The organism is Nocardioides marinus, from assembly GCF_013408145.1.
GTDB classification, from domain to species: Bacteria; Actinomycetota; Actinomycetes; order Propionibacteriales; family Nocardioidaceae; genus Nocardioides; species Nocardioides marinus.
On record NZ_JACBZI010000001.1, the window covers coordinates 2,936,313 to 2,961,077 of the forward strand.

Genomic DNA, 24,765 nt, shown 5'->3' on the forward strand with positions numbered 1-24,765 from the left:
GGGCCGGGCAGCACGAGCGCCCCCGGTCGACGAGCGACCGGGGGGTGCGGACCCGATCCTACGGTCGGTCCCCGAAGGCGACCTCACGCAGGCGGGCGAGCTCGGGGTCGGACTCCGCGGCGGCCCGGCCGTCGGTGACGATCGCGCCGAGCTGCTCGCTGCGGGCCCGCAGGTAGTCGACGTAGGCGGCCCGCTCGCGCACGTGGGTGCGGTGGACCCCGCGGACCTCCACGTCGCGGCAGGAGGCGAGCGCGTCGTCCACCGAGGGCCGGGCCCGCTCGGCGGCCTCGGACATCAGCACCCACAGCCCACTGCGCTCGGCGAGCGAGGGCCGGATGTACTCCGCCATGGACCCGAGCACCCGGTCGGCGCGGACGGCCGCGGCGTACGCGCGCTCACCGCACGCCCGCAGGGCTCGGTCCTCCCCCGCGCGCAGCCGCTGGTCCGCCACCGACACCGCGAGCCCGGCGCCGAGCAGCCCCACCACCACGGCGAGGACGAGCGCGCGGCGACCCCTCACCTGCGACCGCCGCCTCAGCCCAGGCCGCGGAAGGACAGCGCGTGCCAGCGCGGCCCGACGGGCGTGATCTCCACGCGCCGCGGGTCGAAGGTGTCGTCGGGGTCGCCGCCCTCGAGGTCGCGCACGATCCTGATCTCCAGCCGCGACTCCGAGAGCCCCTCGGCGAGGTCCTCGCCCCACTCCACGACGGTCACGGCGTCCTCCAGGGAGGTGTCGAGGTCGAGGTCGTCGAGCTCCTCCAACCCGTCGAGCCGGTAGGCGTCGACGTGCACGAGCTCGGGCCCACCGACCCGGGAGGGGTGCACCCGGGCGATGACGAAGGTCGGCGAGGTCACGTGGCCGCGCACCCCGAGGCCGGCACCCAGGCCCTGGGTGAAGGTGGTCTTGCCCGCGCCGAGGTCGCCGGTGAGCACGATCAGGTCGCCCCGGGTCAGCTGACCGGCCAGCGAGCGACCGATGCCGCGCATCGCGTCGGCGGTCGGGGCCTGGAAGACCGCGGTGCGCAGCGGACGGCGCATCTCCACCAGCGGCGAGCGCCGGGTGATCTCCCGGAAGCCCTGGCGGTCCCAGAAGCGGATGGTCTTCGGCAGCTCCTCGCGGGCCACGACCGTGAGGTCGTCGGTGCCGGTGCCGGACTCGAGCACGGCGTCGACCGCCGCGTCGATCAACGACCCGGCGATGCCGTGCCCCTGGTGCCCGGGCACCACGCCGAACCGCCGCAGGTACGTCGTGGAGCCGATGGGGTCGAGGATCAGCGTCCCCACGGGCTCGCCGTCGAGCTCGGCGAGCAGCCCACCGCCGGCGGCGAGCTTGGCGGCGATCGTCTCCTCGGTCTCCAGCAACGCGTCGGGCTTGGGGTCCATGTCCGGTCGGGCCCCGAAGGCGGCGCGCACCACGTGCAGCACCTCGGCAGCGGCCTCCGGCCCCACGCGGCGTACGGCGACCTTGGACTCGGGTCGGGTGTCGGTCACCGCTGCCCCACCCGCTCGGTCGCGGCGGCCAGCAGCTGGTCGAGCGCCGCGTTGACCTGCTCGTGCCGCTCCATGATCACCATGTGCCCGGCGCCCTCGGCCTCGACGAGCACGGAGCCGTCGATGCGGCTGTGCAGCTTGCGGCTGTGGCCGATCGAGGTCAGCCGGTCGGCGGTGCCGCAGACGATGGTCGTGGGGACGCCCCCCAGCGCCTCCACGGCGTGGAACTTGTCCAGCCCGTGCAGGCTCGGGAAGAACTCCGCCAGCACCTCGAACGGCGTACGGCTGAGCATGGCGTCGACGTAGCGCACGTAGGAGGCCGGCACCTCGTCCCCGAAGGCGAACACGTCGGTGAACACCTCCGCAACCGTCGCCCCGAGGCGCCGCAGGACGTCGACCCCGCGGTGCCCGCGGCGCAGGCCGCGCACGGCGCGGGTGGTCATGACACCGCCCAGGCGCGCCGGCCCGATCGGCAGCAGGATGCGGCCCACGTCGAGGCCGCCGGCGGTCGTGGAGAGCAGCCCGACGCCCACGATCCGCTCGCCGAAGAGCTCCGGTCGCTGCTCGGCCAGGGCGATGATGCTCATCCCGCCCATCGAGTGCCCGACGACCACGACCGGGGTGTCGGGCGCGAGCTCCTCGATGACCTGCTCGAGGTCCAGCCCCAGCTGGTCGATGGTGGCGTGGTGGTGGTCCGACCGGCCGGACCGGCCGTGCGAGCGCTGGTCGTAAAGGACCGTGCGGACCAGCCCGCGGTAGCCGGCGCGCTGGAAGTGCCAGCAGTCGAGGGTGAGGGCGTAGCCGTGCACGAAGACCACCGTGACCGCGGTCTCCGCGTCCGGCTCCGACGGCTCGTCGACCTCGCAGTGCAGGGGGACGCCGTCGGGGGTGACGACCGTCCGCGCGGGCGAGCGCAGCGAGCCCAGGGGCGTGGCGTCCCCGGCTCCCCTGCGGGCCGCGAGGTCGCGGCGCCGTCGGGCGACCTCGACCCCGGCCCCGAGCGCCAGCGCACCCGCGGCGGCGCCGGCCCAGCGCCACACCGTGCTCCTGGTCCTGCTCACTCGTCCTCCTGGCCCACCCACCGGCGGCCGAAGCGCCCACCGATGCGGGTCACGATCTCGTAGCTGATGGTCCCGCAGGCCTCGGCCCAGTCCTGGGCGGTCGGGTGCGGGGCGGCACCGAAGAGTACGACCTCGTCACCGACCGCCCCGTGGCCGTCCGGCACCTCGACGACCAGCTGGTCCATGCACACCCGGCCGCGCACCGGGCAGTGCTTGCCGCCGACGTCGACCTGCGCGTGGTTTCCCGCGTGCCGCGGCACCCCGTCGCCGTAGCCGACGGGCACCAGGCCCAGGGTGGTCGGGCGGTCCGCGACCCAGCTGTGCCCGTAGGACACCCCCGCACCCGCCGGGACACGCTTCACGTGCGCCAGGGCCGCCCGCGCCGTCATGGCCGGACGCAGGCCGAGGTCGGGCGTGTGCCCCGGCGCCGGGTCCAGGCCGTACGCCGCGATCCCCACCCGCACCAGGTCGAACCGGGTCTCGGGGCTGATGATCGCCGCCGCGGAGTTGGCCAGGTGGCGCACCTCCGGCGCGAGTCCGTGCTCGGTGGCGACGGCCAGGGCGTCCTCGAAGGCGACCAGCTGCGCGACGTTGGCCGGGTGGTCGGGCTCGTCGCTGCAGGCCAGGTGCGACCAGACGCCGGTCACCCGCCAAGTGCCGGCGCGCTCCCCGTCGCGGGCCCGCTCGACCAGCCCCGCCCAGTCCTCGGGGGCGCAGCCGTTGCGGGACAGGCCGGTGTCGATCTTGAGCTGGAGCCGCGCGGGCGTGCCGCTGCGTCGTACCGCCTCGGCGACGGCGTCGAGGCCCTCGGCGCTGTGGGCGGTCACGTCGATGCCCGCGGCGACCGCGTCGGTGAGCCGCGGCTCCCCGGGGACGAAGAGCCAGGTGAGGACGGGCCCGGTGTCACCGGCCTCGCGCAGCGCGAGCGCCTCCTCGAGGGTGGCGGCGCCGAGCCACGAGGCGCCCGCCGCGCGGGCCGCCCGCGCGACCGGCAGCAACCCGTGGCCGTAGGCGTCGGCCTTCACGACCACCATGAGCGGGGTCCGGGTGTGCGCCGCGAGGGCACGCACGTTGGCGCGGACCGCCGCCAGGTCGACGACGATCTCCGCACGCACCACCGGGTCCGAGGACATCGCCGCCCATCCTCCCATCCCACCCCGGTGGGCGAGGTCGCCGGTGGTCGAGCAGCGAGGAGCGTCAGCGACGAGCGGGCCCCCTCCGGTGGTCGAGCAGCGAGGAGCGCTAGCGACGAGCGGGCGTCGAGACCACCGGCAGCCCCCGCACCACGTCCGCCACGGCACCGGCCACCTGACCGGCCACGATCGGACCGCCGTCGGAGACCAGCGTGGCGGCCGCGCCGTGCAGCCACGACCCGACGGCGGCGGCGTCCCAGGGGTCGAGCCCGGTGGCGAGCACCGCACCGATCACGCCGCCGAGCACGTCGCCTGCGCCGGCGGTCCCCAGCCACGGGGTGCCGGTGGTGGTGACGCGGGTGCGCCCGTCGGGGCGGGTGACGAGCGTGTGTCGCCCCTTGAGCCCGACCACGCAGCCGAAGCGCCGGGCCGCGAGCCGGGCGTGGTGCAGCTGGCGGGCCTCGACCTCGCCGCGCTCGACCCCGAGCAGCGCCGCCAGCTCGCCGGCGTGCGGCGTGAGCACGAGGTCGGCCCGGGTGCTCCCGTCGAGCACGGCCTCGAGGTGCTGCAGCGCGTCGGCGTCGACGACGGTGGGGACCTCGTCGGCCAGCGCGGCGGCGAGCTCGTCGCCGGCCGCGGCGCCGCCCCCCGAACCCACGACCCAGGCCTGCACCCTCCCGGCCCCCACGACCTCGGGGTGCTGCTCGCGCACCCGGTCGGCGACGGCGGAGTCACCGACGTAGCGCACCATCCCGGCCAGCCCGCAGGAGGCACCGGCGACGGAGAGCAGCCCCGCGCCGGGGTACGTCGCGCTGCCGGCCCGGACCCCGACGACCCCGCGGGTGTACTTGTGGTCGTCCGGCCCGGGCACGCGCAGGAGGCGGCCGACGTCGGCGGGCTGCAGGCTCTCGACCGGCGCCTCGGGGAGGTCCAGCCCGATGTCGACGAGCTGCACCGCGCCGCACGCCTGTGCCGCGGGGTCGACCAGGTGGCAGGTCTTGTGGGTGCCGAACGTGACCGTCAGGTCGGCCCGCACGTGCGGCTCGGGGGTCTCGCCGGAGTCCACGCCGACGCCGCTGGGGGTGTCCACCGCCACCACCGGCACGCCCTCGAGCAACGCCAGCGCCGCGGACGCCGCGTCGGACAGCCCCGGGCGACCACCGATGCCCACGATCCCGTCGACCACCACGTCGGGCCGGTCGCGCAGCGCGCGTGGTGCACCGACCCGGCCACCGGCCGCCGCGAGCGCCGCCAGCCCGCCCTCGTGCGCCGACCGGCCGAGCAACCACGCCTCGACACCGGCTCCGCGCCGGGCGAGCAGGGCTCCGGCGTACAGCGCGTCGCCGCCGTTGTCCCCCGACCCCACCAGCAGCACGACCCGTCGGCCGTAGGTCGACCCCAGCCAGTCGGCCACGGCCCCCGCCAGCCCGTGCGCCGCGCGCTGCATCAGCGTCCCCTCGGGCAACCGCGCCATCAGCGCGCCCTCCACCGCCCGGACCTCCTCGACCGTGTGCGCCCGCCTCATGCCGCCAAACGTAGTCGCCTCGTGTGGTTGAGCGCGGGCCATGGACCGCGCTGAGCCACACGAGGCGGGGCTGTGGAGAGCGGAGCGCACGGATCCGGCCGAGAAGCCATCCTGGATCCGTGACATCCGAGCGAGCCGCACCCACTTGGCGCGAGCTGGCGCGCGCGCAGGAGGGCCTCCTCTCTCGGCGTCAGCTGACCATGCTCGGGGTGGATCGCCACCACGTGCGGGCACAGGTGGACGCAGAACGATGGGTGGCTCGCTCCTCCATGGTGCTGTCGACCACGACCGGTCCTCCCACGAGGGCACAGATGCGTTGGGTGGGTGTGCTGCACGCGGGCCCGCGGGCGCTGGTGGCCGATCTGTCGGCCGCAGAGGTGCACGGTCTCCAGCGATGGCACCGTGACGACACCACGGTGATCATCCCCGACGACTTGGTGCTGGACAGCCAGGTCGACGGTGTGGTGTACCGCCGCACGCGTCGCCACCTTCCCTCGATGCGTAGCGCCTTGTCACTGCCGACGATGAAGCTCGAGCCCGCCGTGCTGCACTTCGCTGCCTACCAGCGCTCGCCCCGGACTGCGCAGGGCGTGATGGCCGCCGTCGTGCAGCAGGGCCTCACGACCCCTGCCGCCCTGCAGGAGTGGATCCGCCGGATGAAGCCGCTCCACAAGGCCCCGCTGCTGCGGACGTGCCTCGAGGAGATCGCGGGCGGCGCCGGTTCCCTCGCGGAGGTCGACCTCGCCCGCCTGTGCCGCACCTTCGGCCTGGCCGCGCCCACCCGGCAGGCACGCAGGCGGGGCAGCGACGGACGCCTGCGCTACACCGACGCGGAGTGGCGGCTGTCGGACGGTCGCACGCTCGTCCTGGAGATCGACGGCGGCTTCCACATGGAGGTCGAGCACTGGGAGGAGGACATCGCCCGTGAGCGGAGCCTCCTCGCCGCGGATCGGCAGGCTGTCAGGTGCACGGCGCGCGAGCTGAGGGAGGACGCCGCCCGCCTCGCCGCGGACCTCATCCGGCTCGGCGTCCCGCCTCGTGTGGTCCAGCGCGGCGCATAGACCGCGCTCAGCCACACGAGACGGTCAGGACTCGAGGACCACCACGGCCGAGGCGACGCCGGCGTCGTGGGAGAGCGAGACGTGGACGGAGGTGGCGCCGCAGGCCCGCACCTGGTCGGCGACCGTGCCGCGCACCTCGAAGCGCGGGCGACCGGTGGACTCCGAGACGATCTCCGCGTCCTGCCACGACATGCCGACGGGGGCACCGAGCGCCTTGGCGAGTGCCTCCTTGGCGGCGAAGCGCGCGGCGAGGGAGGCCAGCGGGCGGGTCGCCTCGCCGGGGGTGAACAGCCGCTCCCGCAGCCCGGGGGTGCGCTCCAGCGACAGCCCGAAGCGCTCGATGTCGCAGACGTCGATGCCGACGCCGATCACGGCCACGCTCGCCTCCGCCGGTCCGCGCTACTCGACGGTGACGGACTTCGCGAGGTTCCGCGGCTGGTCGACGTCGTGGCCCATGGCGGTGGCCAGCTCGCAGGCGAAGAGCTGGAGGGGTACGACGGCGAGCAGCGGCTGCAGGAGCACCGGGACCTTGGGCAGCTCGATGACGGTGTCGGCGACGGCCGCGGCCGAGCGGTCGCCCTCCTCGGCCAGGCAGATGGTGCGCGCCCCGCGGGCCCGGACCTCCTGGATCGCCGAGAGCATCTTGCCGTGCAGCTGGTCGCGGCCCTTGGGGGGTACGACGCACAGGACCGGCATCCCCTCGTCGATCAGCGCGATCGGACCGTGCTTGAGCTCACCGCCGGCGAACCCCTCGGCGTGGATGTAGGCCAGCTCCTTGAGCTTCAACGCCCCCTCGAGCGCGATCGGGTACCCCGCGTGACGGCCCAGGAACAGCACGGTGCGCTCCCCGACGTGGTCGCGGGCGAGCTCGTAGACCTCCTCGGCACGGTCCAGGACCGTGCTCATGTGCCCGGGGATCGCCTCGAGCTGGTGGACCACGTCGGCGATCTCGTCACCGAAGCGGGTGCCCTTGACCTGGGCCAGGTAGAGCGCGAGGAGGTAGCAGGCCACCAGCTGGGTGACGAACCCCTTGGTGGAGGCCACCCCGATCTCGGGCCCGGCGTGGGTGTAGATCACCGCGTCGGACTCCCGCGGGATCGTGGAGCCGTTGGTGTTGCAGATCGCCAGCACCTTGCTGCGCTGCAACCGCGCGTGCCGGATGGCCTGCAGGGTGTCCGCGGTCTCCCCGGACTGGCTGATCGCCACCACCAGCGTGGAGTAGTCCAGGATCGGGTCGCGGTAGCGGAACTCCGAGCTCAGCTCGACCTCCACCGGGATGCGGCACCAGTGCTCGATGGCGTACTTGGCGACCATCCCCGCGTAGAAGGAGGTGCCGGCCGCGATGATGATGATCTTGTCGATGTCGCGCAGCTCCTGGTCCGAGAGCCGCATCTCGTCCAGCTGCAGCTCACCGGTGCGGGTGCGCCGCCCCAGCAGGGAGTCGGCCACCGCGTGCGGCTGCTCGAAGATCTCCTTGCGCATGAACCAGTCGTGGCCGTCCTTCTCGGCCGCCGAGAGGTCCCAGTCCACGTGGTAGGCCTTCGCCTCCACCTCACGGCCGGCGAAGTCGGTCACGGACACCGCGTCACGGGTGATCGTCACGACCTGGTCCTGGCCGAGCTCCAGCGCCTCACGGGTGTGCTCGATGAACGCCGCGACGTCCGAGCCCAGGAAGTTCTCCCCCTCGCCCACGCCCACCACCAGCGGGCTGTTGCGGCGCGCGGCCACCACCCGGTCCGGGTCCTGCGCGTCGACCGCGACCAGCGTGAACGCGCCCTCCAGCATCTGGCAGACCCGCTGCATCGCGGTGGTCAGGTCCTCCCCCGAGGCCACCTGGAGCTCCAGCAGGTGCGCCGCCACCTCGGTGTCGGTCTCGGAGACCAGGTGGTGGTCGTCGTCCTCGAGACGCGCCCGCAGGTCGTCGAAGTTCTCGATGATGCCGTTGTGCACGACCGCGACCCGGCGCCCGTGGCCCAGGTGCGGGTGGGCGTTGCGGTCGTTGGGCGCCCCGTGGGTGGCCCACCGGGTGTGCCCGATGCCGATCGTGGTGCCCGGCAGTGGCTCCTCGGAGATCACCTTCTCCAGGTTCGCCAGCTTGCCGGCGCGCTTGCGCCACTCGATCCGCCCCGCCTCGACCAGGGCGACCCCCGCCGAGTCGTAGCCGCGGTACTCCAGGCGGCGCAGCCCCTCCACGACGACGTCCTGCGCGGAGCGGTGCCCGACGTAACCGACGATCCCGCACATGGCCCAGGAGTCTACGCAACCCGTGGGCCGGTCCCGGCACAGCCGGCGCGTCCTGCCAGACTGGCAGCCATGTCCACGCCCGGCCGGGGCCCTGCGCAGGGTCACGACGACAACGGCCGGGAGCCGTCACCCTTCATCGAGCTGGACCGCGACGCCTGGGCGGCGCTGGCCGCGGAGACCGAGAGCCCCCTCACGGCCGAGGAGGTACGCCGGCTGCGCGGGCTCGGTGACTCCCTCGACATCGACGAGGTCCGCGAGGTCTACCTCCCGCTGTCCCGCCTGCTCTCGATGTACGTCGGCTCCGCGGGGCGGCTGCACCGCAAGCAGGAGGAGTTCCTGCAGCGACCGGTGCCCCCGCGCACGCCGTTCGTGATCGGGCTGGCCGGCTCGGTGGCGGTCGGCAAGTCGACCACCGCCCGCGTGCTGCAGCAGATGCTGGCCCACTGGCCCGAGCACCCCAACGTCGCGCTGGTGACGACCGACGGGTTCCTCTACCCCAACGCCGAGCTTGAGCGCCGCGGCATCCTGCAGCGCAAGGGCTTCCCGGAGTCCTACGACCGCCGCGCGCTGCTGCGCTTCGTCGTGGACATCAAGTCCGGCAAGGACGAGATCGAGGCTCCGACGTACTCCCACCTGGTCTACGACGTCGTCCCCGACGAGAAGATCGTCATCAAGCGCCCCGACGTCGTGATCATCGAGGGCCTCAACGTGCTCCAGCCGGCGCGGGCCCGCGAGGACGGTCGCACCGGGCTGGCCGTCAGCGACTTCTTCGACTTCTCCGTCTACGTGGACGCGGGCACCTCCCACATCCGCCAGTGGTACGTCGAGCGGTTCATGCGGCTGCGGGAGACCGCGTTCCGCGACCCCGGCTCCTACTTCGGCAAGTACGTCGACCTCGACCACGAGGCGGCCCTCGCGGAGGCCGCCCGCATCTGGGACACCATCAACGGGCCCAACCTCACCGACAACGTGCTGCCCACCCGCTCCCGGGCGACGCTCGTGCTGCGCAAGGACCGCGACCACTCGGTGCGCTACGTCCGCCTGCGCAAGCTCTGAGCCCTGCCCGGCACTCCCTCACCGGAACTGCGTCGAGGCCAGCACCAGCTCGGCCGTCGCGTCGTCGATCGCCCCTGCGACCCCGACGTCGCGCACCAGCACCACCGTGACCCCGCTGCGGGTCAGCAGGCTGGCGCGCACCCGCGGCGGCTGGCACGGCGCGTCGACCCCCACCGCCACCTCCAGGTCCGTACGACGCCCCACCGGTGCCTCCACGTCGGACTGTGTCGGGGTCGACCCGACCGCGGCCGCGAGCCCCCGCGACCAGGCTCGGACCAGCTCCTCGTGGTCGCCGCGCACCACGCCCACGAACCCCCGCGACGACCCGGGCACGTCGGGGCACGCCCCGGGGACCAGCAACGCTGCACCGGCCACCGACGCCGCCACCCTGCCGTCGTCGCCCCGGTAGAGCAGCCGCTCCCCCGGCGCCAGCACCTCCGTCCCCGGCGGGAGCCGCACCACGAGACCGTGCCGCTCCAGGGCCGGACCCGCCGCCCCGGGACCCGACGCCCGCGCCCGCCAGTCCCCCGCCAGCAGCACGGCCGTGCACAGCACGAGGCAGGTCGTCAGCGCGGCCAGCAGCCACACGAGCGACCGCGCAGACACCCGCCACGACCGTCCCGAGAGCACGGCACAGGTCTACGCCAGATCACCGACGGCCGCGAGCGGCTCTCCACAGGTCCGGGGCGGGGCGGTCAGACCACGTCCCGTGCGAAGGTCGTGAGCCGCCCGGCGAGCGCCAGGGCGGCGGCGTACCCGAGCAGCACGAGCGCGCCGGCCCAGGCGGGCAGCAGGTCGACGTCGCCCATCTGGCTGAACAGGCTGGCGCCCACGACGGCGTCGGCGGCGGCGCCGGGCAGGTAGGCGGAGACCACGGACAGCCCGTCGACGGCGCCGAGCGCGAGCCGGCCGATCGGCTCGACGAACTGGGTGAAGGCGAGGATCGCGACCACGGCGGCGACCTGGTGCGGCACGACCGCGCCGAAGCCGGTGCCGAGCACGGCCCACAGCCCGGTCACCAGCACCCCCAGCAGCAGCGCCCGCAGCACCTGCGGGACGCCGAGGTAGGCGCCGTCGCCGGCAGCCGACAGCACGGGGGCGGCCGCGGCCACCAGGCCCACGACGCCGGCCAGCCCGTAGAGCAGTCCGATCCCCGCGGCCAGCACCAGCTTGGCGCCCAGGACGACGCCCCGGCGCGGCTCGGCCAGCAGCGTCTGGGTCAAGGTCTTGTGGCGGACCTCGGTGGTCACCAGCAGCGTGCCGACGACCAGCGGGAACACGTAGCCCACCGCGTTGAGCACGCCGTAGGCCGTGAGCGCCGCGTCGAGCCCGCCGAGCGGCGGCGCCTGGCCCTCCGGCGCGACGGTCAGCGAGAACGCCATGGCCGCGCCGACGAAGGCGAGGTAGGCGGCCATCCCGAGAGCGAGCACCCACCACAGGGCCGTGCTGGTCAGCTTGCGCCACTCGGCGGCGAGCGCCGCGGTGAACCTGCTCATGCCGCGGCTCCCGTCAGTCGAAGGAAGACGTCCTCGAGGTCCGCGCCCCGGGTGGCGAGCTGGTGCAGCTCCAGCCCCGCGGCGTACGCCGCCGCCCCCACCGCGGCCGCGGGCACGTCGGCCACCTCGTGCCCGGCGCCGCGTGCCGCGCACTCCCAGCCCCGCTCGGCGCACAGGGCGGCGAAGCGCTCCGGGTCGGGGGTCTCGACGTAGGTGCGCACCCCCGCCATCGAGGCCAGCTCGGCCAGCGAGGAGGCGTGCACCAGCCGGCCGCGGGCGATGACCACGACGTCGTCGACGGTGTGCTGCACCTCGCCGAGCACGTGGGAGGAGACCAGGACGGTCCGCCCCTGGGAGGCCAGGTGGCGCAGGAACCCGCGCAGCCACACGATGCCCTCGGGGTCCAGGCCGTTGGCCGGCTCGTCGAGCACCAGCGCGGGCGGGTCCGCCAGCAGGGCGGTGGCCAGCCCGAGGCGCTGACGCATCCCCAGGGAGTAGCCCCCGACCTTCCGCTCGGCCGCGGGCGTGAGACCGACGAGGTCGAGCACCTCGCGGCAGCGGTCCCGGTCCGCGCCGACCTGCGGGGCGTACGCCGCCAGGTGGGCCGCCCCGGTGCGGCCGGGGTGGAACCCGGTCGCCTCGAGCGCGGCGCCGACGAGCGCACCGGGTACCGGGTGGTCGGCGTAGGCGCGACCACCCACCAGGGCCCGGCCGTCGCTGGGCCGCACGAGGCCGAGCAGCATCCGCAGCGTGGTGGTCTTGCCCGAGCCGTTGGGGCCCAGGAAGCCGGTCACCCGGCCCGGCTCGACCCGGAAGGACAGGTCGTCGACGGCGCGCACCGACCCGAAGGACTTGCCGAGGCCCGCGACCTCGAGAGCGGGAGCTTCCACCCGCCCGACCCTAACCGCGCCCGGAGCCTCGGCGAGGACCGGGCGAGCGTGGTGGCGACCGCCGCGTGTCGGGCCGGGGCTCAGGCCAGGCTCAGACGGGCGCGCACGACGTCGGCGAGCCGGTCGGCCACCGCCTGCGCACGCTCCTGCGTGGGTGCCTCGACCATCACGCGGACCAGCGGCTCGGTGCCCGAGGCCCGCAGCAGCACCCGGCCCTCGGCACCCAGCTCGGCCTCCTCGGCCGCTACCGCCGCCAGCAGCTCGGGGTCGTCGGTGCGGTCCTTGTCGACGCCGGGCACGTTGACCAGCACCTGCGGCAGCCGCCGCACCCGGGAGGCGAGGTCGCGCAGCGAGCGACCGGTGATCGACATCCACTGCATCACGTGCAGCGCGGTCAGCAGGCCGTCGCCGGTGGTGGCGTGCCGGCTGAGGATGACGTGGCCGGACTGCTCGCCGCCCAGGGAGAACCCGCCGGTGCGCATCGCCTCGAGGACGTAGCGGTCGCCGACCGCGGTCTGCTCGACCCGGACGCCGGCGGCGGTCATCGCCTGGTGCAGGCCGAGGTTGCTCATCACGGTCGCCACCAGGGTGTCCTCGGCGAGGCGGCCCTGCTCGCGCAGCGCGACGGCCAGCAGGCCCAGGATCTGGTCGCCGTCGACGACCTGCCCGGTGTGGTCGACGGCCAGGCAGCGGTCGGCGTCACCGTCGACCGCGAAGCCGGCGTCGGCCCCGTGCTCGAGGACGGCCTGCCGCAGCGCGGTCAGGTCGGTCGAGCCGCAGCCGGAGTTGATGTTGAGCCCGTCGGGGCGGTCCCCGATCGGGATGACGCGCGCGCCCGCGGCGGCCAGCGCCCTCGGGCCCGCCTCGTGGGCGGCACCGTGGGCGCAGTCGAGCACCACGGTGAGCCCGTCGAGGCGCACGTCGAGGGTCTCGACGAGGTGCTCGACGTAGTCGGCGATCGTCGAGGCGTACGGCGTCACCCGACCCACGTCGGCGCCGGTCGGCAGGGTCACCGGGGTGTCCATGGCCGCCTCGATGGCCTGCTCCACCGCGTCGTCGAGCTTGTGACCGCCGCGACCGAGCAGCTTGATGCCGTTGTCGGGCATCGGGTTGTGGCTCGCGGAGATGACCACGCCGAGGTCGGCGGAGAGGTGGTCGGTGAGGTAGGCGACGCCCGGGGTCGGCACCACGCGCAGCCGCAGCACGTCGACGCCGGCGGAGGCCAGCCCCGCCACCACCGCGTGCTCCAGGAACTGCCCGGAGATGCGCGTGTCGCGACCGACCACGGCCAGCGGACGCCGGCCGTCGACCTGGCCGACGAGCACGCGCGCGGCAGCCTCGCCCAGACGCAGAGCGAGGTCCGCGGTCAGGTCGCCATTGGCGAGACCGCGGACCCCGTCCGTGCCGAAGAGTCGTCCCACAGGAGAGACGACCGGATCAGCGCTTGGAGAACTGGGGCGCCTTGCGGGCCTTCTTCAGACCGGCCTTCTTGCGCTCGATCACGCGCGCGTCGCGGGTCAGCAGACCGGCCTTCTTCAGGGCCGGGCGGTTGGCCTCGACGTCGACGGCGTTCAGGCAGCGGGCCACGCCGAGGCGCAGGGCGCCGGCCTGACCGGTGATGCCGCCGCCGTGGATGCGGGCGATGACGTCGAAGCGGCCCTCGAGCTGCAGCTCGGCGAAGGGCTCGTTGACGACCTGCTGGTGCAGCTTGTTCGGGAAGTAGGAGTCCAGGGTGCGACCGTTGACGGTCCACACGCCGGTGCCCGGGACGATCCGGACGCGGGCGACGGCCTCCTTGCGGCGGCCGGTGGCCGCGGCGGGGGCGATGGTGGCCGGGCGGAGCTCGGCGTCGGCCGAGGGCGCGGACTCGGAGCTGTAGGCGATGCCCTGCTCGTCGGTGGTGAAGGTCTCCTCGACCTCGGTGGTCTCGGTGGTGGCGGAGTCAGCCATGGTGGTCCTCAAATCCTCTGCGGTGGCGATTACTGGGAGATCTGGCTGATCTCGAAGGGGGTGGCCTGCTGGGCGGCGTGCGGGTGGTTGGGACCCGAGTAGACCTTCAGCTTCTTCAGCATCTGGCGGCCCAGCTTGTTCTTGGGGAGCATGCCCCACACGGCCTTCTCGATGGCCTTGCGGGCGTCCTTGTCCAGCAGCTCGCCGTACGGCGTGGAGGACAGGCCGCCCGGGTAGCCGGAGTGGCGGTAGGCCATCTTCTTGGTCGCCTTGGAGCCGGAGAGGGAGACCTTCTCGGCGTTGACGATGATCACGAAGTCGCCCATGTCCATGTGGGGGGCGAAGGTCGGCTTGTGCTTGCCCCGCAGGAGGTTGGCGGTGTGGGTCGCGAGGCGACCGAGCACGACGTCGGTCGCGTCGATCACGAGCCACTCGCGCTGGATGTCAGCGGGCTTGGGGCTGTAGGTGCGCACGGCAGTACTACCTGTTCGTTCGTCGGTCCCGACCGGAGGCCCCGGACGGGGTGGTGCTGCTGCGACCGCTGACGAACACGGCCTGGTTCGCACCGACCCACCCGGTTCCTCGGCGAGGAGAACGGGTGCGGCTCACGTCCAGATCTGCACGCCGGCCCGAGGGCCAGCACGCGGCAGAGGTCGCGACCGACAAGACTAGGGCCGCCGGCGGCGTACGCCAAAACGGGCGAGGGGTCGCTCCGTGGGACGCCGGATTCCCGCTCGCAGCCGGAGCGGGCTAGAGTCGCAAGGCGTGACCGAATCTCTGACCGTCCGTGACAACCGCACCGGACAGGAGTACGACGTCCCGATCGCCGACGGCGCCATCAAGGCCGCGGATCTCGGGAAGATCAAGGCCGCTGACGACGCGCCCGGACTGGCCGTCTACGACCCCGGCTTCGTCAACACCGCCTCCTGCCGCTCCTCCGTGACCTACATCGATGGTGACAAGGGGATCCTGGAGTACCGCGGGTACCCCATCGAGCAGCTCGCCGAGGGCTCGACGTTCCTCGAGGTCGCCTACCTCCTCATCCACGGCTCGCTGCCCTCCAAGGTGGAGTACGAGCAGTGGGTGCACGACATCACCTACCACACGTTCGTCCACGAGAACGTGAAGGGCTTCATGGAGGGCTTCCGCTACGACGCGCACCCGATGGGGATGCTGATGGCGTCGGTGGGGGCCCTCTCGACGTTCTACCCCGAGGCCGGGATGATCCAGGACGCCGAGAACCGGCAGATGCAGATCGTCCGCATGATCGCGAAGATGCCGACCCTGGGCGCCTGGTCGTTCCGCCACGCGCAGGGCAAGCCGTTCGTCTACCCCGACAACGACCTGTCCTACACCGCCAACTTCCTCTCGATGCTGTTCAAGATGAGCGAGAGCAAGTACGAGGCCGACGAGCGCCTCGTCAAGGCGCTGGACACCCTGTTCATCCTGCACGCCGACCACGAGCAGAACTGCTCGACCAACGCGGTCCGCTCCGTCGGGTCCTCGCAGGTCGACCCCTACTCCGCCGTCGCCGCCGGCATCGGCGCGCTCTACGGCCCGCTGCACGGTGGCGCCAACGAGGCCGTGCTGCGGATGCTGCGCCGCATCGGGTCGAAGGAGAACATCCCCGCCTTCATCAAGGGCGTGAAGGACGGCAACGAGCGCCTGATGGGCTTCGGGCACCGCGTCTACAAGAACTACGACCCGCGCGCGAAGATCATCAAGAAGGCCTGCGACGACGTCTTCGAGGTCACCGGGGTCAACCCGCTGCTCGAGATCGCGCTGGAGCTGGAGAAGATCGCGCTCGAGGACGAGTACTTCGTCAAGCGCAAGCTCTACCCCAACGTCGACTTCTACTCCGGCCTGATCTACGAGGCCTTCCAGTTCCCGCCGGAGATGTTCACGGTCCTCTTCGCCATCGGCCGCACCCCCGGCTGGCTCGCGCAGTGGCTGGAGCTGACCCAGGACAAGGAGCAGAAGATCGCTCGCCCCAAGCAGCTCTACATGGGCGACCGTGGTCTCGACTTCACCCCGCGCGAGCAGCGCTGGGCATGAGCCACCCCGCTCCACTCGGCACGACCCCGGACCCCGTGTCCGGGGTCGTCCCGTCTCCGGACGGTTCGCGCGTGCGCGGGGTCGTCTGGGACCTCGGCAACGTGATCGTCGACTGGGACCCCTTCCACGCGATCGCAGCAGGGGTCGGCGAGGTCGAGGCACGACGCTTCCTCGACGCCGAGGACGTCGACTTCATGGCCTACAACCACGGTCCCGACTCCGGCGACTCCTGGGACGACGCCGAGGCCGACCTCGAGCGCACCCACCCGCACTGGCTGCCGCACGCGCGGGCCTACCGCCGCCACTTCGAGGCCTCGCTGCGCGGCCCGGTCCCCGGCACCGAGGCGCTCATCCGCGAGCTGCACGCGGCCGGGATCGGCCAGTGGGGGCTGACCAACTGGTCCGACGAGCTCTACCACCCCCACGCCCCACGGCTGTTCCCCGTCCTGGGCCTGCTCGGCACCGTCGTCGTGTCCGGCACGGAGGGCGTGGCCAAGCCGGACCCGGCCGCCTACCGGCTGGCCGTGGAGCGCTCCGGGCTACCGGCGTACCAGCTGGTCTTCGTCGACGACCGCGCCTCCAACGTCGAGGCCGCGATCGCCTGCGGCCTGCACGGGCTGGTCTTCACCGACGCGGACACCCTGCGCACCGACCTGCGCGCCCTCGGCCTGCCCGTCTGACCCACCGGCCGGCGCACTGGTCTCATGGAACTGGCGCTTGTCGTCCGGAGTTCCGGTCGACAAGCGCCGGTTTCACCACCCGGGTGGTGAAACCGGATCGACTCACAGGTGGTCAGGGACCACCAGCGCGTCCGGATCCTGCCGAGGGGGTACGCCGGCGAGGGCCGCCTGCACGAGGGCGACCCGGGCCCGCAGGACCACAGCCCTGCGCAGCCGCCCGCCGCCCTCCGCGGCCATCTGCTCCTGCACGGCGGCGGTGACCTGCGCGTCGGTGAACGTGGGGCGGGTGCCGGCGGCGACCTCGACGTCCGGGAGCGCCACCAGCACGGGGAGCACCTGGTCGCCGAGGGAGTCCAGGACCTGGTAGCGCTGATAGCGGGTCATCTCCGCCCAGACGACCTCGACGTCGCGCCGCCGGTTGGCTCGGCGCAGCGCGAGGACCGACTTGGCCGCCGCCTCCATGGCCCGGGTCATCTCGTGCTCGGTGAACCGCATGGGCGCCAGGATCGCAGGAGCGGGCGGGGCACGCCAACGCCCCGGCACGGCCCCGGAGACGCAGAACGGGCGTGGGTCGTGACCGGTGCCTGGTCTCGACCCACGCCCGCCGGCGGGGCAGGGCTCACCCCTGCAGCTGCACCCTTCCTCGAGCGGTGCGGCCGCGGCTCGGGTCCGCGGTCACCGTCGCCACCACGTCGGTACGGGCCAGCAGGCGCTTGCCCTTCCTGGTGAGCTCCACGGTGCCGGGCGTCTGGTGGTCGGGGTCGAGGACCAGGCGGCCCTTGGCCAGCTTCTTGCCGCCCGCCCTGACCACGACCTTGCTGGTGCCGGGCACGGCGGACAGGACCTGCAGCTGCAGCTTCTTGCCCACCCGCAGGGCCACCGGCGGGAGCGTGACGTTGTCGTCGCCGGGCTCGACCAGCATCGACGCGGTGCCCTGGTTGTTGCCCGGGTCGGCGTCCTCGGAGGTGGAGCTCACCCGAGCCACGTTGGTCACCAGCAGCGGCGAGCCCGTGCCGATCGACTCCACGGTGGTGCGGTCCTTGAAGCACACCAGCCACATGGTCACCTGCCGGTCGGAGGCCGAGGTGTTCTGGAACCGGAAGGCCCGGGTCTTCAGCCGCGGGTCGTTGCCCACGGCGAGGACGCCGGGCGGGACGCGCCAGCCCGAGACCATGCCCTTGGCGTCGTCGGGGCAGTGCAGCTGCCGCTCCACGTTCGCGCCCGCGGGCACGGTCGCCGCGGTGGACTCGATCGTGTGCTGCAGGTCGTGGGTGTGGCCCTGGACCGCCGAGGTGGTCAGGTGCAGGCAGCGGACCCCCACCGTGGCGGTCGTCGGGTCGTCGACGAGGAAGGTGAACTCCCACGTGCGGCCGCCCGCGGGCTCGGAGCCCACCAGCCACGCCTCGCCTCCGCTCAGGGCGTGGGTCGGCGCGATGGGGAAGGTGCCCTCGGCCGCGCAGGTGACCGTCATCGAGGTGGTGCCCGCAGGCAGCGCCCGGGTGTCGGTGACCAGGTCGGGGTCGGCGAGCAGCTGGTGGGTGTGGCTGTTGCCGGTGCCCACCTGGCTGTCCGCGACACCGGTCTCGGCCGGGAGGCAGGCGACGAACGCCTTGGCCTGGGCGCGACCCGTCGCGTCGTTGCGGACGATCGCCTTCCAGGTGCTGGTCGTCGGGGAGCCGGCGTAGAGGACGTGGACGTCGGAGGCATCGCCGGTGCCCTGGTCGACGTGGTCGATGCGCACGGAGCCGTCGGTCACGATGCCGCCGTCGACGCAGTCCACGGTGACGGTGCGCGTCTGGCCGGGCTCGAGGTCGATCTGCTGCTCGGACTTGTACGGCGTGAGCCAGTGGTGCGACTGCGGGTCGACCGGACGGCCGGCGCCGGCCGTCGGGTTGACGGTGGCCACGATCTGCAGCGAGACCGACTCGCCGGGGTCGAGGTCGCCCACGGTGCAGGTCAGCACGCTCCCGGCGATGGCGCACCCGGGACTGCTGCTGACGTAGGTGACGCCCGAGGGCAGGTCGTCACGGACGACGACCCCCGTAGCGGGCGCCGTGCCCTGGTTGGTGACGACCAGCGTGTAGGTGACCTGGTCACCACCCTCCGGCGCGGCGTCCGAGACGCTCTTGAGGATCGTCACGTCGGACCTCTCCGGCGTGCCGCCGGGACCGCCCGGGGTGGTCGGCGACGCCGTGGGCGACGGCGAGGACGTCACCGTCTCGGTGACCGTGGCGGTGGCCGTGGCGGTCGCCGTCTGCGTGGCGGTCGCGGTGGCGGTGGCCGTCTCGGTCACCGTCGCCGTCGTGGTCGCCGTCGCGGTCTCGGTGACCGTCTCGGTGGCGGTGGCCGTCGCGGTGGCCGTCGCGGTGGCGGTGGCGGTGGCGGTGGCGGTGGCGGTCTCTGTCGCGGTGGCGGTGGCCGTCGCGGTCTGGGTCGCGGTGGCGGTGGCCGTCGCGGTCTCGGTCACGGTGACCGTGGCCGTCGGGCCACCGGTCGGTGTGGCCGACCCGGACGCGGTGGGTGTCGGCGTACCCGTGCCGCCACCGGCGCCCGGCACGCACAGCGTGTTCGGGAAGAGCCGCTGGTGGGTCTCGAAGCCCGAGCTGAGCTTGCGCGCGATGATCTGGCCGATGGTGTGGCCGGCCGACGCCACGTCCACGAAGGCGCGAGGCGCCAGGATCGTGCCGCCCCAGGCCGAGCCGACCTGGACGGTGAAGGTGTCGGCACCGGTGTAGTTCCACAGGATGCCCGGCCAGCTCTCCATCGTGGTGTCGCTGACCTGCTGCCAGCCGCCGCCCTGCTGGATCCACATCTGACCGGTGACCCTGGGGGCCGAGCCGGTGACGTTGACCAGGACCTGGGAGCCGGCGGGCACGTCGTAGCCGATGCCCGACTGCGAGGCCAGCTGCGCGGCGGTGAGGCTGAAGACGTTGCGGCCGGCGTTCGACCCGCTGAGGACCAGCACCTGGTTCCCGCCGGCGCTCCCGACCGAGACCGTGCCGGTCGCGGCGCTCGTCGCGAGGTCGTCGGAGAGGCCCTCGAGGTAGGTGAAGCCCGCGGCGAAGTCGATCGGGTTGCTGGCGAGGTAGCTGCCGCCGCCGTTGAAGTTCACGCCCGACTGGGGCACGACGTACGCCGACCCCTTCTGCAGGTTGAACCACTGGCCGTGGCTGCCCGCGACCACCAGGGTCGGCGCACCGGCCGCCGAGGTGAGCCGGGTGCCGACGGTCATGGCGGTCGGCAGGTTGCCGCCGTAGGCGATGGCGCCCTCGGACTCCGAACCGCGCTGACCGTCGGTCCGCACGAACTCGGTGAAGCCGGTGGCCGGGCCCAGCGGCTGGGTCACCGGCGTGCAGCTGGTGCCGGTGGCCGAGCTGCCCTCGAGCAGCAGGCCCGGCACCAGGACGGCGGTGAACGCGAGCGCCGCACCGGTGCCGGCCACCGCCAGGGCGCGACCGGCGCCGGTGCGGTCGGCGGTGCGGTCGGCGGTGCGGTCGGCGGCGCGGGTGCCGCCGTGGTCGAGCGGTCGCCCGCCCCTGGTGGAGCGCGCAGGCGCGCGCCGTGGTGTGCCCCCCAGCATGTGACCCCCCTGGTCAGTGGATGTGAGCCCACCGTGCCACCGGTTCGCGGGCTGTTGCCCGGCCGTGGGGGTCTTGTTGAGGAAGGGTGTTTGACGGGTCCCCGCGAGGGACCCGCTGGTCCAGACCGGCCCCTAGTTCACCTGGCGGGAGCGCCCGTCCCAGTAGGGCTGGCGAAGGTCCCGCTTGAGGATCTTGCCGGTCGGGTTGCGCGGGAGCATCTCCAGCACGTCGATGCTGCGCGGGCACTTGTAGTGCGCGAGGTGCTCGCGGCAGAAGGCGATGAGCTCCTCCTCGGTCGCGCTGGCGCCCTCGTGGAAGGACACCACCGCCTTGACCGACTCGCCCCACCGGTCGTCGGGTACGCCGATGATGGCGACCTCCATCACCGCCGGGTGCTCGGCGAGGACCCGCTCGACCTCGGGGCTGTAGATGTTCTCCCCACCGCTGATGATCATGTCCTTGAGGCGGTCCTCGACGAAGAGGTACCCGTCAGCGTCCAACCGCCCGAGGTCCCCCGAGCGGAACCAGCCGTCCTCGGTGACGACCTCCGCGGTCGCCTCGGGCTTGTTGAGGTAGCCCTGGAAGCGCTGCGGGGTGCGCAGCCAGATCTCGCCGGGCTCGCCGGTCGCCACGTCCTCGAGCGTGCCGGGGTCCACGATGCGCACCTCCACGCCGGGGATGGCCCGCCCGGCCGAGACCAGCCGCTCCGGGTGGCCGTCGGGGATCGCCGTGCGGTGGTCGTCGGGCATCAGGTGGGTGACCACGCCGGCGACCTCGGTGAGGCCGTAGACCTGGAGGAAGTCGGTGTCGGGCCAGGCCTCCATGGCAGCGCGCAGCAGCGGCGGCGGCATCGGGGCGGCGCCGTAGGTGTAGGTCTTGAGCGCGCCGAAGAGCTTCACCGCGTCCGGGCCGGCCTGCAGCACCTGGGCGAGGACCGCCGGCACCAGGAAGGTCCGGTTGGCCCCGGCGAGGATGGCCCCGGCCAGGGAGGCGCCGTCGGGGTCGCGGGTCATCACGCTGGGGATGCCGTCGTGCAGGCCGAAGAGCACGTAGGAGGAGCCGCCCACGTGGAACAGCGGCATGGCGACCATCGACTTGTCACCGGGGGCGAAGCCCCAGCCGTCGTGGGCGTTGAGGGTGTGGGCGACCATGTTGGCGTGGCTGAGCATCACGCCCTTGGGACGCCCCGTGGTGCCGGAGGAGTACATCACCAGGCAGGTGTCCTCGGGTGAGACCTCGTCGGGCCGGGCCATCGGCTCGGCGCCCGCGAGCAGCTGCTCGTAGGCGTCACCCTCGCCGCCCTCTGGGGTCACCTCGATGACGTGCTCGACGTGGGTCAGCCGATCGCGGATCCCCTCGATGACGGGAATCAACTCGGTGCCCACCAGCAGCACCTTGGCCCCGGAGTCGTTGACGGCGTAGTCGATCTCGTCACCGGCCAGCCGGAAGTTGATGATCGCGTTGGCCGCCCCCAGCGACCCCGCGGCCAGGCTGAGCTCCACGCAGGCCGGGTGGTTCTTGTCCAGGAACGAGACGGTGTCGCCGCGCCGGACGCCCAGCCCGTGGAGGGCGCCGGCCAAGCGGCGTACCCGGTCGTCGGTCTGGGCGTAGGTCCAGCTGCGGCCGAGGTAGGTGAAGCACTCCGCGTCGGGCGTGGTCGCCGCCCAGTGGGCGAGCCGGTCGTCGACGAAACGGGGCTCCGGGGCGTCGGAGGTGTCGATCAGGTCCGTGGACGCGTCCGTGACAGTCATGCTGTCATTGTGGTCCAGGTCACAGGCGGACTCAAGGGTGGGGGTCACTTCTTCCTGACCACCCAGCGCTCTCTAAGCCGGCTCACAGACTGGCTCTGCACAGTGGAGCCATGACCGAGACGCCCGACCCGCAGCACGGCGGGGCCACCCCCGAGCACCTGCAGGAGCCGACCCGCGACCTGGGTCCCCTCTGGCAGACCGAGCAGCCGGCGTACGCCGCTCCCCCGCCGCCGCCGCGCCGTCGGGCGGGCCTCGCGGCCGCCGTGCTCACCACGGCCGTGCTCGCCGGTGGCGCCGCCGGCGTGGGCGGGGCCGCCGCCTGGCAGGAGTGGGGCCCCGAGCCGGCCGCCTCCGGCACCTCGACGACCGGCGCGACCAGTGCCTCCCCCGTCCTGGACGCCGCTCCGGCCCCCGCCGCGACCGACGGCTCGGTGCAGGCCGCGGCCGAGGCGGTGCTCCCCTCGGTGGTGAAGATCAACGTCTCCGGCGGCGGGGGCAGTGGCTCCGGCTCGGGCGTCATCCTCACCGAGGACGGCCAGATCCTCACCAACCACCACGTCGTGGAGCTGGCCGCCGAGGGCGGCACCATCACGGTCGACTTCGCCGACGGCAGCCACGCCCGCGCCGAGATCCTCGGTCTCGACCCGCTCACCGACACCGCCGTCATCCAGGCCCAGGACGTCTCCGGCCTGACCCCGGCGACCATCGGCAGCTCCGACGCCCTGGCCGTCGGGCAGGACGTCGTCGCCATCGGCAGCCCCTTCGGCCTCGACGCCACCGTCACCAGCGGCATCGTCTCGGCGCTGGACCGCCCCGTCGACGTCGGCACCGACAGCGAGGGCAACGCGACGGTCTACCCCGCGGTCCAGACCGACGCCGCCATCAACCCCGGCAACTCCGGTGGTCCGCTGGTCGACCTCGCCGGCCGGGTCGTGGGCATCAACTCCTCGATCCGCACGACCGGCTCGAGCACGCCGTTCGGCCAGAGCAGCGAGGGTGGGTCGATCGGCCTGGGCTTCGCGATCCCCATCGACGAGATCATGCCGATCGTGGAGCAGATGGCCGCCGGCGAGGCGCCCACGCACGCCCGGCTCGGCATCTCGGTGAGCGACGTGGGCGTCGGGACCGGCCGCGACGGCTCGGTCCCGGGGTCGACCGACGGCGCCCTGGTGACCGACGGCGCGCAGGTGCGCACCATCGGCGCCGGCTCCACCGCCGGCGAGGCCGGTCTGCAGGAGGGCGACGTCATCACCGGCATCGACGACACCGCGATCACCAGCGCCGACTCCCTCGTGGCCACGATCCGCTCCTACCGCCCCGGCGACGAGGTCACCGTGACCTACGAGCGCGACGGCGAGGAGCAGACGACCACGCTCGTGCTCGACTCCGACGCGGACCAGTCATGACCCCTCCCCCGTCCTGATCCCTCGCGGATCACCGACCTCCCGGTGGCGTCGCTGCGCCGGGACCGGACGGTGGGTGCGGCCCCTCCCTCCGCACCCGCCGTCCACCACGACCCCCGTCCCACCGGTCCGTCTCCCGGGTGGGGCGGGGGTCGTGGCGTCCCTCGTGGGGCGGTTGGTGCTGGCGGGGTTGGTGGGGTGAGCCGGCGCGCGGGATACGACGCATTCGATGTCACCCTCAGCGCGCGCGCAGCATTCGTTGTGATGCGGACTATCTCCGCCGCGTGATTCCTGAGCCCCCTGTGACGGATGAGACCGGCTTCGGTCAGAGCCGCTTCTGCAGCATCCCGCACCACTCGACCGGCTCGAAGCCCAAGGCCTCGTTGACGGCCACCATGTGCGCGTTGGAGTCGGCGTTCCAGGTGAGCACGTGGTCGACCGGGCCGGCAGGGTCGACCGCACCGGCCTCCTGCACCGCCCGCTGGGTGGCGACCTTCAGCGCCAGCCCGAGCCGGTGGCCGCGGTGGTCACCGTGCACGAGCGTGCCCCACTGGTAGGCCCGCCCCGGCTCGTGGACCGTCGTCACCAGCTCGGTGTAGGCGACCGGGGTGTCGTCCGGCGCCATCGCGACGCACCGGTATGCCGTGCGCCCCTGCGCCACCAAGAGCTGCTCGTTCTCGCGCACCGCCTCGACGTCCGCGGCCTCGGGCTCGACGTGCAGGTCACCGCTGGGGGCCTCGCTGGTCAGGCTCGAGGTGAGCACCGCCCAGCTCTCCAGCAGGTCCTCGGGCACCGGGCCGGTCCACGAGCGCAGGGTGTAGCCGGCGTGGTGGGGTGCGGCCGACGCCGCGAGCTCGTCGAGCCGCTGGGTCGCCACCGGGCAGCGCAGCACCCGCTTCACCTCCACGTTGCCGACGGTGAAGCCCTGTCGCCGCGCGAACTCCACGCCCGCCTGGCCGACCCCGTCGCGGCTCGCCGCCACCGGCCACATGACCTCCGCGGTCAGCACCGATCGACCCGCCCCGGACACCTCCGCCTCCAGGTGCCGCAGCATCGCCGAGCCGTGCCCACGACGCCGGTGCTCCGGCGGCACGGCCACCCCGAGGTCGGCCGTGCCCAGGTTGTCCAGCTGCGGGAGCATCGTCATCCCCCAGACGACCGGCGCGCCGTCGACCGTGCCGACGTACGCCGCGGAGGCCACCTGGCGCCGGCCCGAGCGCAGCTCCGCGGTCAGCTCGGGCAGCGTCCAGATCGTCATCAGGTCGCCGTGGTCGTGCCGCTCCGAGCGGTCCACCAGGTCGTGCCAGGCCGCGAGCGCGGCATCGTCGTGGACGTCGACGCGGGTGATCTGCACGGTGCTCACGGGACCGACATCCTGCCCGGGCGCC

22 protein-coding genes are annotated in these 24,765 nt (G+C 73.4%); 5 read left to right on the forward strand and 17 right to left on the reverse strand.

All coding sequences use genetic code 11. The annotated features are described in order from the left end of the window. Window positions 1–58 precede the first annotated feature (58 nt). The 5 genes from BKA05_RS13895 to BKA05_RS13915 form a co-directional block, all read right to left on the reverse strand. Window positions 59–520, reverse strand: a complete 462-nt coding sequence (locus tag BKA05_RS13895; protein ID WP_179531954.1) for a hypothetical protein — start codon at window positions 518–520, stop codon at window positions 59–61. Window positions 521–534: 14 nt separating this feature from the next. Beyond that, on the reverse strand, window positions 535–1,491 hold the full coding sequence (gene tsaE / locus BKA05_RS13900; RefSeq protein ID WP_179531955.1) for a tRNA (adenosine(37)-N6)-threonylcarbamoyltransferase complex ATPase subunit type 1 TsaE: 957 nt from the start codon (window positions 1,489–1,491) through the stop codon (window positions 535–537). Beyond that, a complete protein-coding gene (locus tag BKA05_RS13905; protein ID WP_343045684.1) occupies window positions 1,488–2,552 on the reverse strand; it encodes an alpha/beta fold hydrolase in 1,065 nt (354 codons plus the stop codon). Before BKA05_RS13905 ends, tsaE begins: the two co-directional genes overlap by 4 nt. Beyond that, window positions 2,549–3,685, reverse strand: coding sequence for an alanine racemase (alr, locus tag BKA05_RS13910; RefSeq protein WP_179531956.1), 1,137 nt, complete (start codon window positions 3,683–3,685; stop codon window positions 2,549–2,551). Before alr ends, BKA05_RS13905 begins: the two co-directional genes overlap by 4 nt. Window positions 3,686–3,794: 109 nt before the next feature. Then, entirely contained in the window at window positions 3,795–5,210 is a 1,416-nt protein-coding gene (locus BKA05_RS13915) for a bifunctional ADP-dependent NAD(P)H-hydrate dehydratase/NAD(P)H-hydrate epimerase (protein ID WP_179531957.1), read from the reverse strand. 311 nt (window positions 5,211–5,521) lie between these two features. Between BKA05_RS13915 and BKA05_RS13920 the strand changes: the two genes are divergently transcribed. After that, the gene (locus BKA05_RS13920; RefSeq protein ID WP_179531958.1) at window positions 5,522–6,271 is read left to right on the forward strand and encodes a hypothetical protein; all 750 of its coding nucleotides are present in this window, start codon (window positions 5,522–5,524) and stop codon (window positions 6,269–6,271) included. A gap of 24 nt (window positions 6,272–6,295) precedes the next feature. Here BKA05_RS13920 and BKA05_RS13925 read toward each other — a convergent pair whose 3' ends face one another. Further along, a complete protein-coding gene (locus BKA05_RS13925; RefSeq protein ID WP_179531959.1) occupies window positions 6,296–6,649 on the reverse strand; it encodes a holo-ACP synthase in 354 nt (117 codons plus the stop codon). Between the two features lie 21 nt (window positions 6,650–6,670). Further along, window positions 6,671–8,515, reverse strand: coding sequence for a glutamine--fructose-6-phosphate transaminase (isomerizing) (gene glmS, locus BKA05_RS13930; RefSeq protein WP_179531960.1), 1,845 nt, complete (start codon window positions 8,513–8,515; stop codon window positions 6,671–6,673). 69 nt (window positions 8,516–8,584) lie between these two features. Here glmS and coaA point away from each other — a divergent pair, with 69 nt between their 5' ends. Further along, window positions 8,585–9,571 (forward strand): type I pantothenate kinase, encoded by a 987-nt coding sequence (gene coaA / locus BKA05_RS13935; protein WP_179531961.1) that lies wholly within the window; start codon window positions 8,585–8,587, stop codon window positions 9,569–9,571. A gap of 18 nt (window positions 9,572–9,589) precedes the next feature. Here the strand turns inward: coaA and BKA05_RS13940 are convergent, their stop codons facing one another. The 6 genes from BKA05_RS13940 to rplM form a co-directional block, all read right to left on the reverse strand. After that, a complete protein-coding gene (locus tag BKA05_RS13940) occupies window positions 9,590–10,177 on the reverse strand; it encodes a hypothetical protein (RefSeq protein WP_179531962.1) in 588 nt (195 codons plus the stop codon). A gap of 89 nt (window positions 10,178–10,266) precedes the next feature. After that, on the reverse strand, window positions 10,267–11,067 hold the full coding sequence (locus tag BKA05_RS13945; protein WP_179531963.1) for an ABC transporter permease: 801 nt from the start codon (window positions 11,065–11,067) through the stop codon (window positions 10,267–10,269). Next, window positions 11,064–11,957: an ATP-binding cassette domain-containing protein gene (locus tag BKA05_RS13950; RefSeq protein ID WP_179531964.1), complete on the reverse strand. Its 894-nt coding sequence runs from the start codon at window positions 11,955–11,957 to the stop codon at window positions 11,064–11,066. Before BKA05_RS13950 ends, BKA05_RS13945 begins: the two co-directional genes overlap by 4 nt. 80 nt (window positions 11,958–12,037) lie before the next feature. Continuing rightward, window positions 12,038–13,378: a phosphoglucosamine mutase gene (glmM, locus tag BKA05_RS13955; protein WP_179531965.1), complete on the reverse strand. Its 1,341-nt coding sequence runs from the start codon at window positions 13,376–13,378 to the stop codon at window positions 12,038–12,040. 16 nt (window positions 13,379–13,394) lie between these two features. Then, window positions 13,395–13,907: a 30S ribosomal protein S9 gene (gene rpsI, locus BKA05_RS13960; protein WP_179531966.1), complete on the reverse strand. Its 513-nt coding sequence runs from the start codon at window positions 13,905–13,907 to the stop codon at window positions 13,395–13,397. Window positions 13,908–13,936: 29 nt separating this feature from the next. Continuing rightward, on the reverse strand, window positions 13,937–14,380 hold the full coding sequence (gene rplM, locus BKA05_RS13965; RefSeq protein ID WP_179531967.1) for a 50S ribosomal protein L13: 444 nt from the start codon (window positions 14,378–14,380) through the stop codon (window positions 13,937–13,939). A 292-nt stretch (window positions 14,381–14,672) separates the two neighbouring features. Here rplM and BKA05_RS13970 point away from each other — a divergent pair, with 292 nt between their 5' ends. Continuing rightward, complete coding sequence (locus BKA05_RS13970; protein ID WP_179531968.1) at window positions 14,673–15,962, forward strand: citrate synthase; 1,290 nt, start codon at window positions 14,673–14,675, stop codon at window positions 15,960–15,962. A gap of 71 nt (window positions 15,963–16,033) precedes the next feature. Further along, window positions 16,034–16,642 (forward strand): HAD family hydrolase, encoded by a 609-nt coding sequence (locus tag BKA05_RS13975; RefSeq protein ID WP_343045685.1) that lies wholly within the window; start codon window positions 16,034–16,036, stop codon window positions 16,640–16,642. A gap of 102 nt (window positions 16,643–16,744) precedes the next feature. Here the strand turns inward: BKA05_RS13975 and BKA05_RS13980 are convergent, their stop codons facing one another. The 3 genes from BKA05_RS13980 to BKA05_RS13990 all read right to left on the reverse strand — a co-directional run bounded on the left by BKA05_RS13980 (window position 16,745) and on the right by BKA05_RS13990 (window position 21,974). Then, window positions 16,745–17,137 carry a hypothetical protein gene (locus tag BKA05_RS13980; RefSeq protein ID WP_179531970.1) on the reverse strand — a complete coding sequence of 131 codons (393 nt, stop codon included), beginning with the start codon at window positions 17,135–17,137 and terminating at the stop codon, window positions 16,745–16,747. Between the two features lie 124 nt (window positions 17,138–17,261). Continuing rightward, entirely contained in the window at window positions 17,262–20,222 is a 2,961-nt protein-coding gene (locus BKA05_RS13985) for a choice-of-anchor A family protein (RefSeq protein ID WP_179531971.1), read from the reverse strand. A 132-nt stretch (window positions 20,223–20,354) separates the two neighbouring features. Beyond that, complete coding sequence (locus tag BKA05_RS13990; protein ID WP_179531972.1) at window positions 20,355–21,974, reverse strand: long-chain-fatty-acid--CoA ligase; 1,620 nt, start codon at window positions 21,972–21,974, stop codon at window positions 20,355–20,357. A 110-nt stretch (window positions 21,975–22,084) separates the two neighbouring features. On the opposite strand from BKA05_RS13990, the gene BKA05_RS13995 reads away from it, so the two are divergent. Further along, a complete protein-coding gene (locus BKA05_RS13995) occupies window positions 22,085–23,380 on the forward strand; it encodes a S1C family serine protease (protein ID WP_179531973.1) in 1,296 nt (431 codons plus the stop codon). A gap of 322 nt (window positions 23,381–23,702) precedes the next feature. Here the strand turns inward: BKA05_RS13995 and BKA05_RS14000 are convergent, their stop codons facing one another. Beyond that, a complete protein-coding gene (locus BKA05_RS14000) occupies window positions 23,703–24,740 on the reverse strand; it encodes a GNAT family N-acetyltransferase (protein WP_179531974.1) in 1,038 nt (345 codons plus the stop codon). Window positions 24,741–24,765 lie beyond the last annotated feature (25 nt).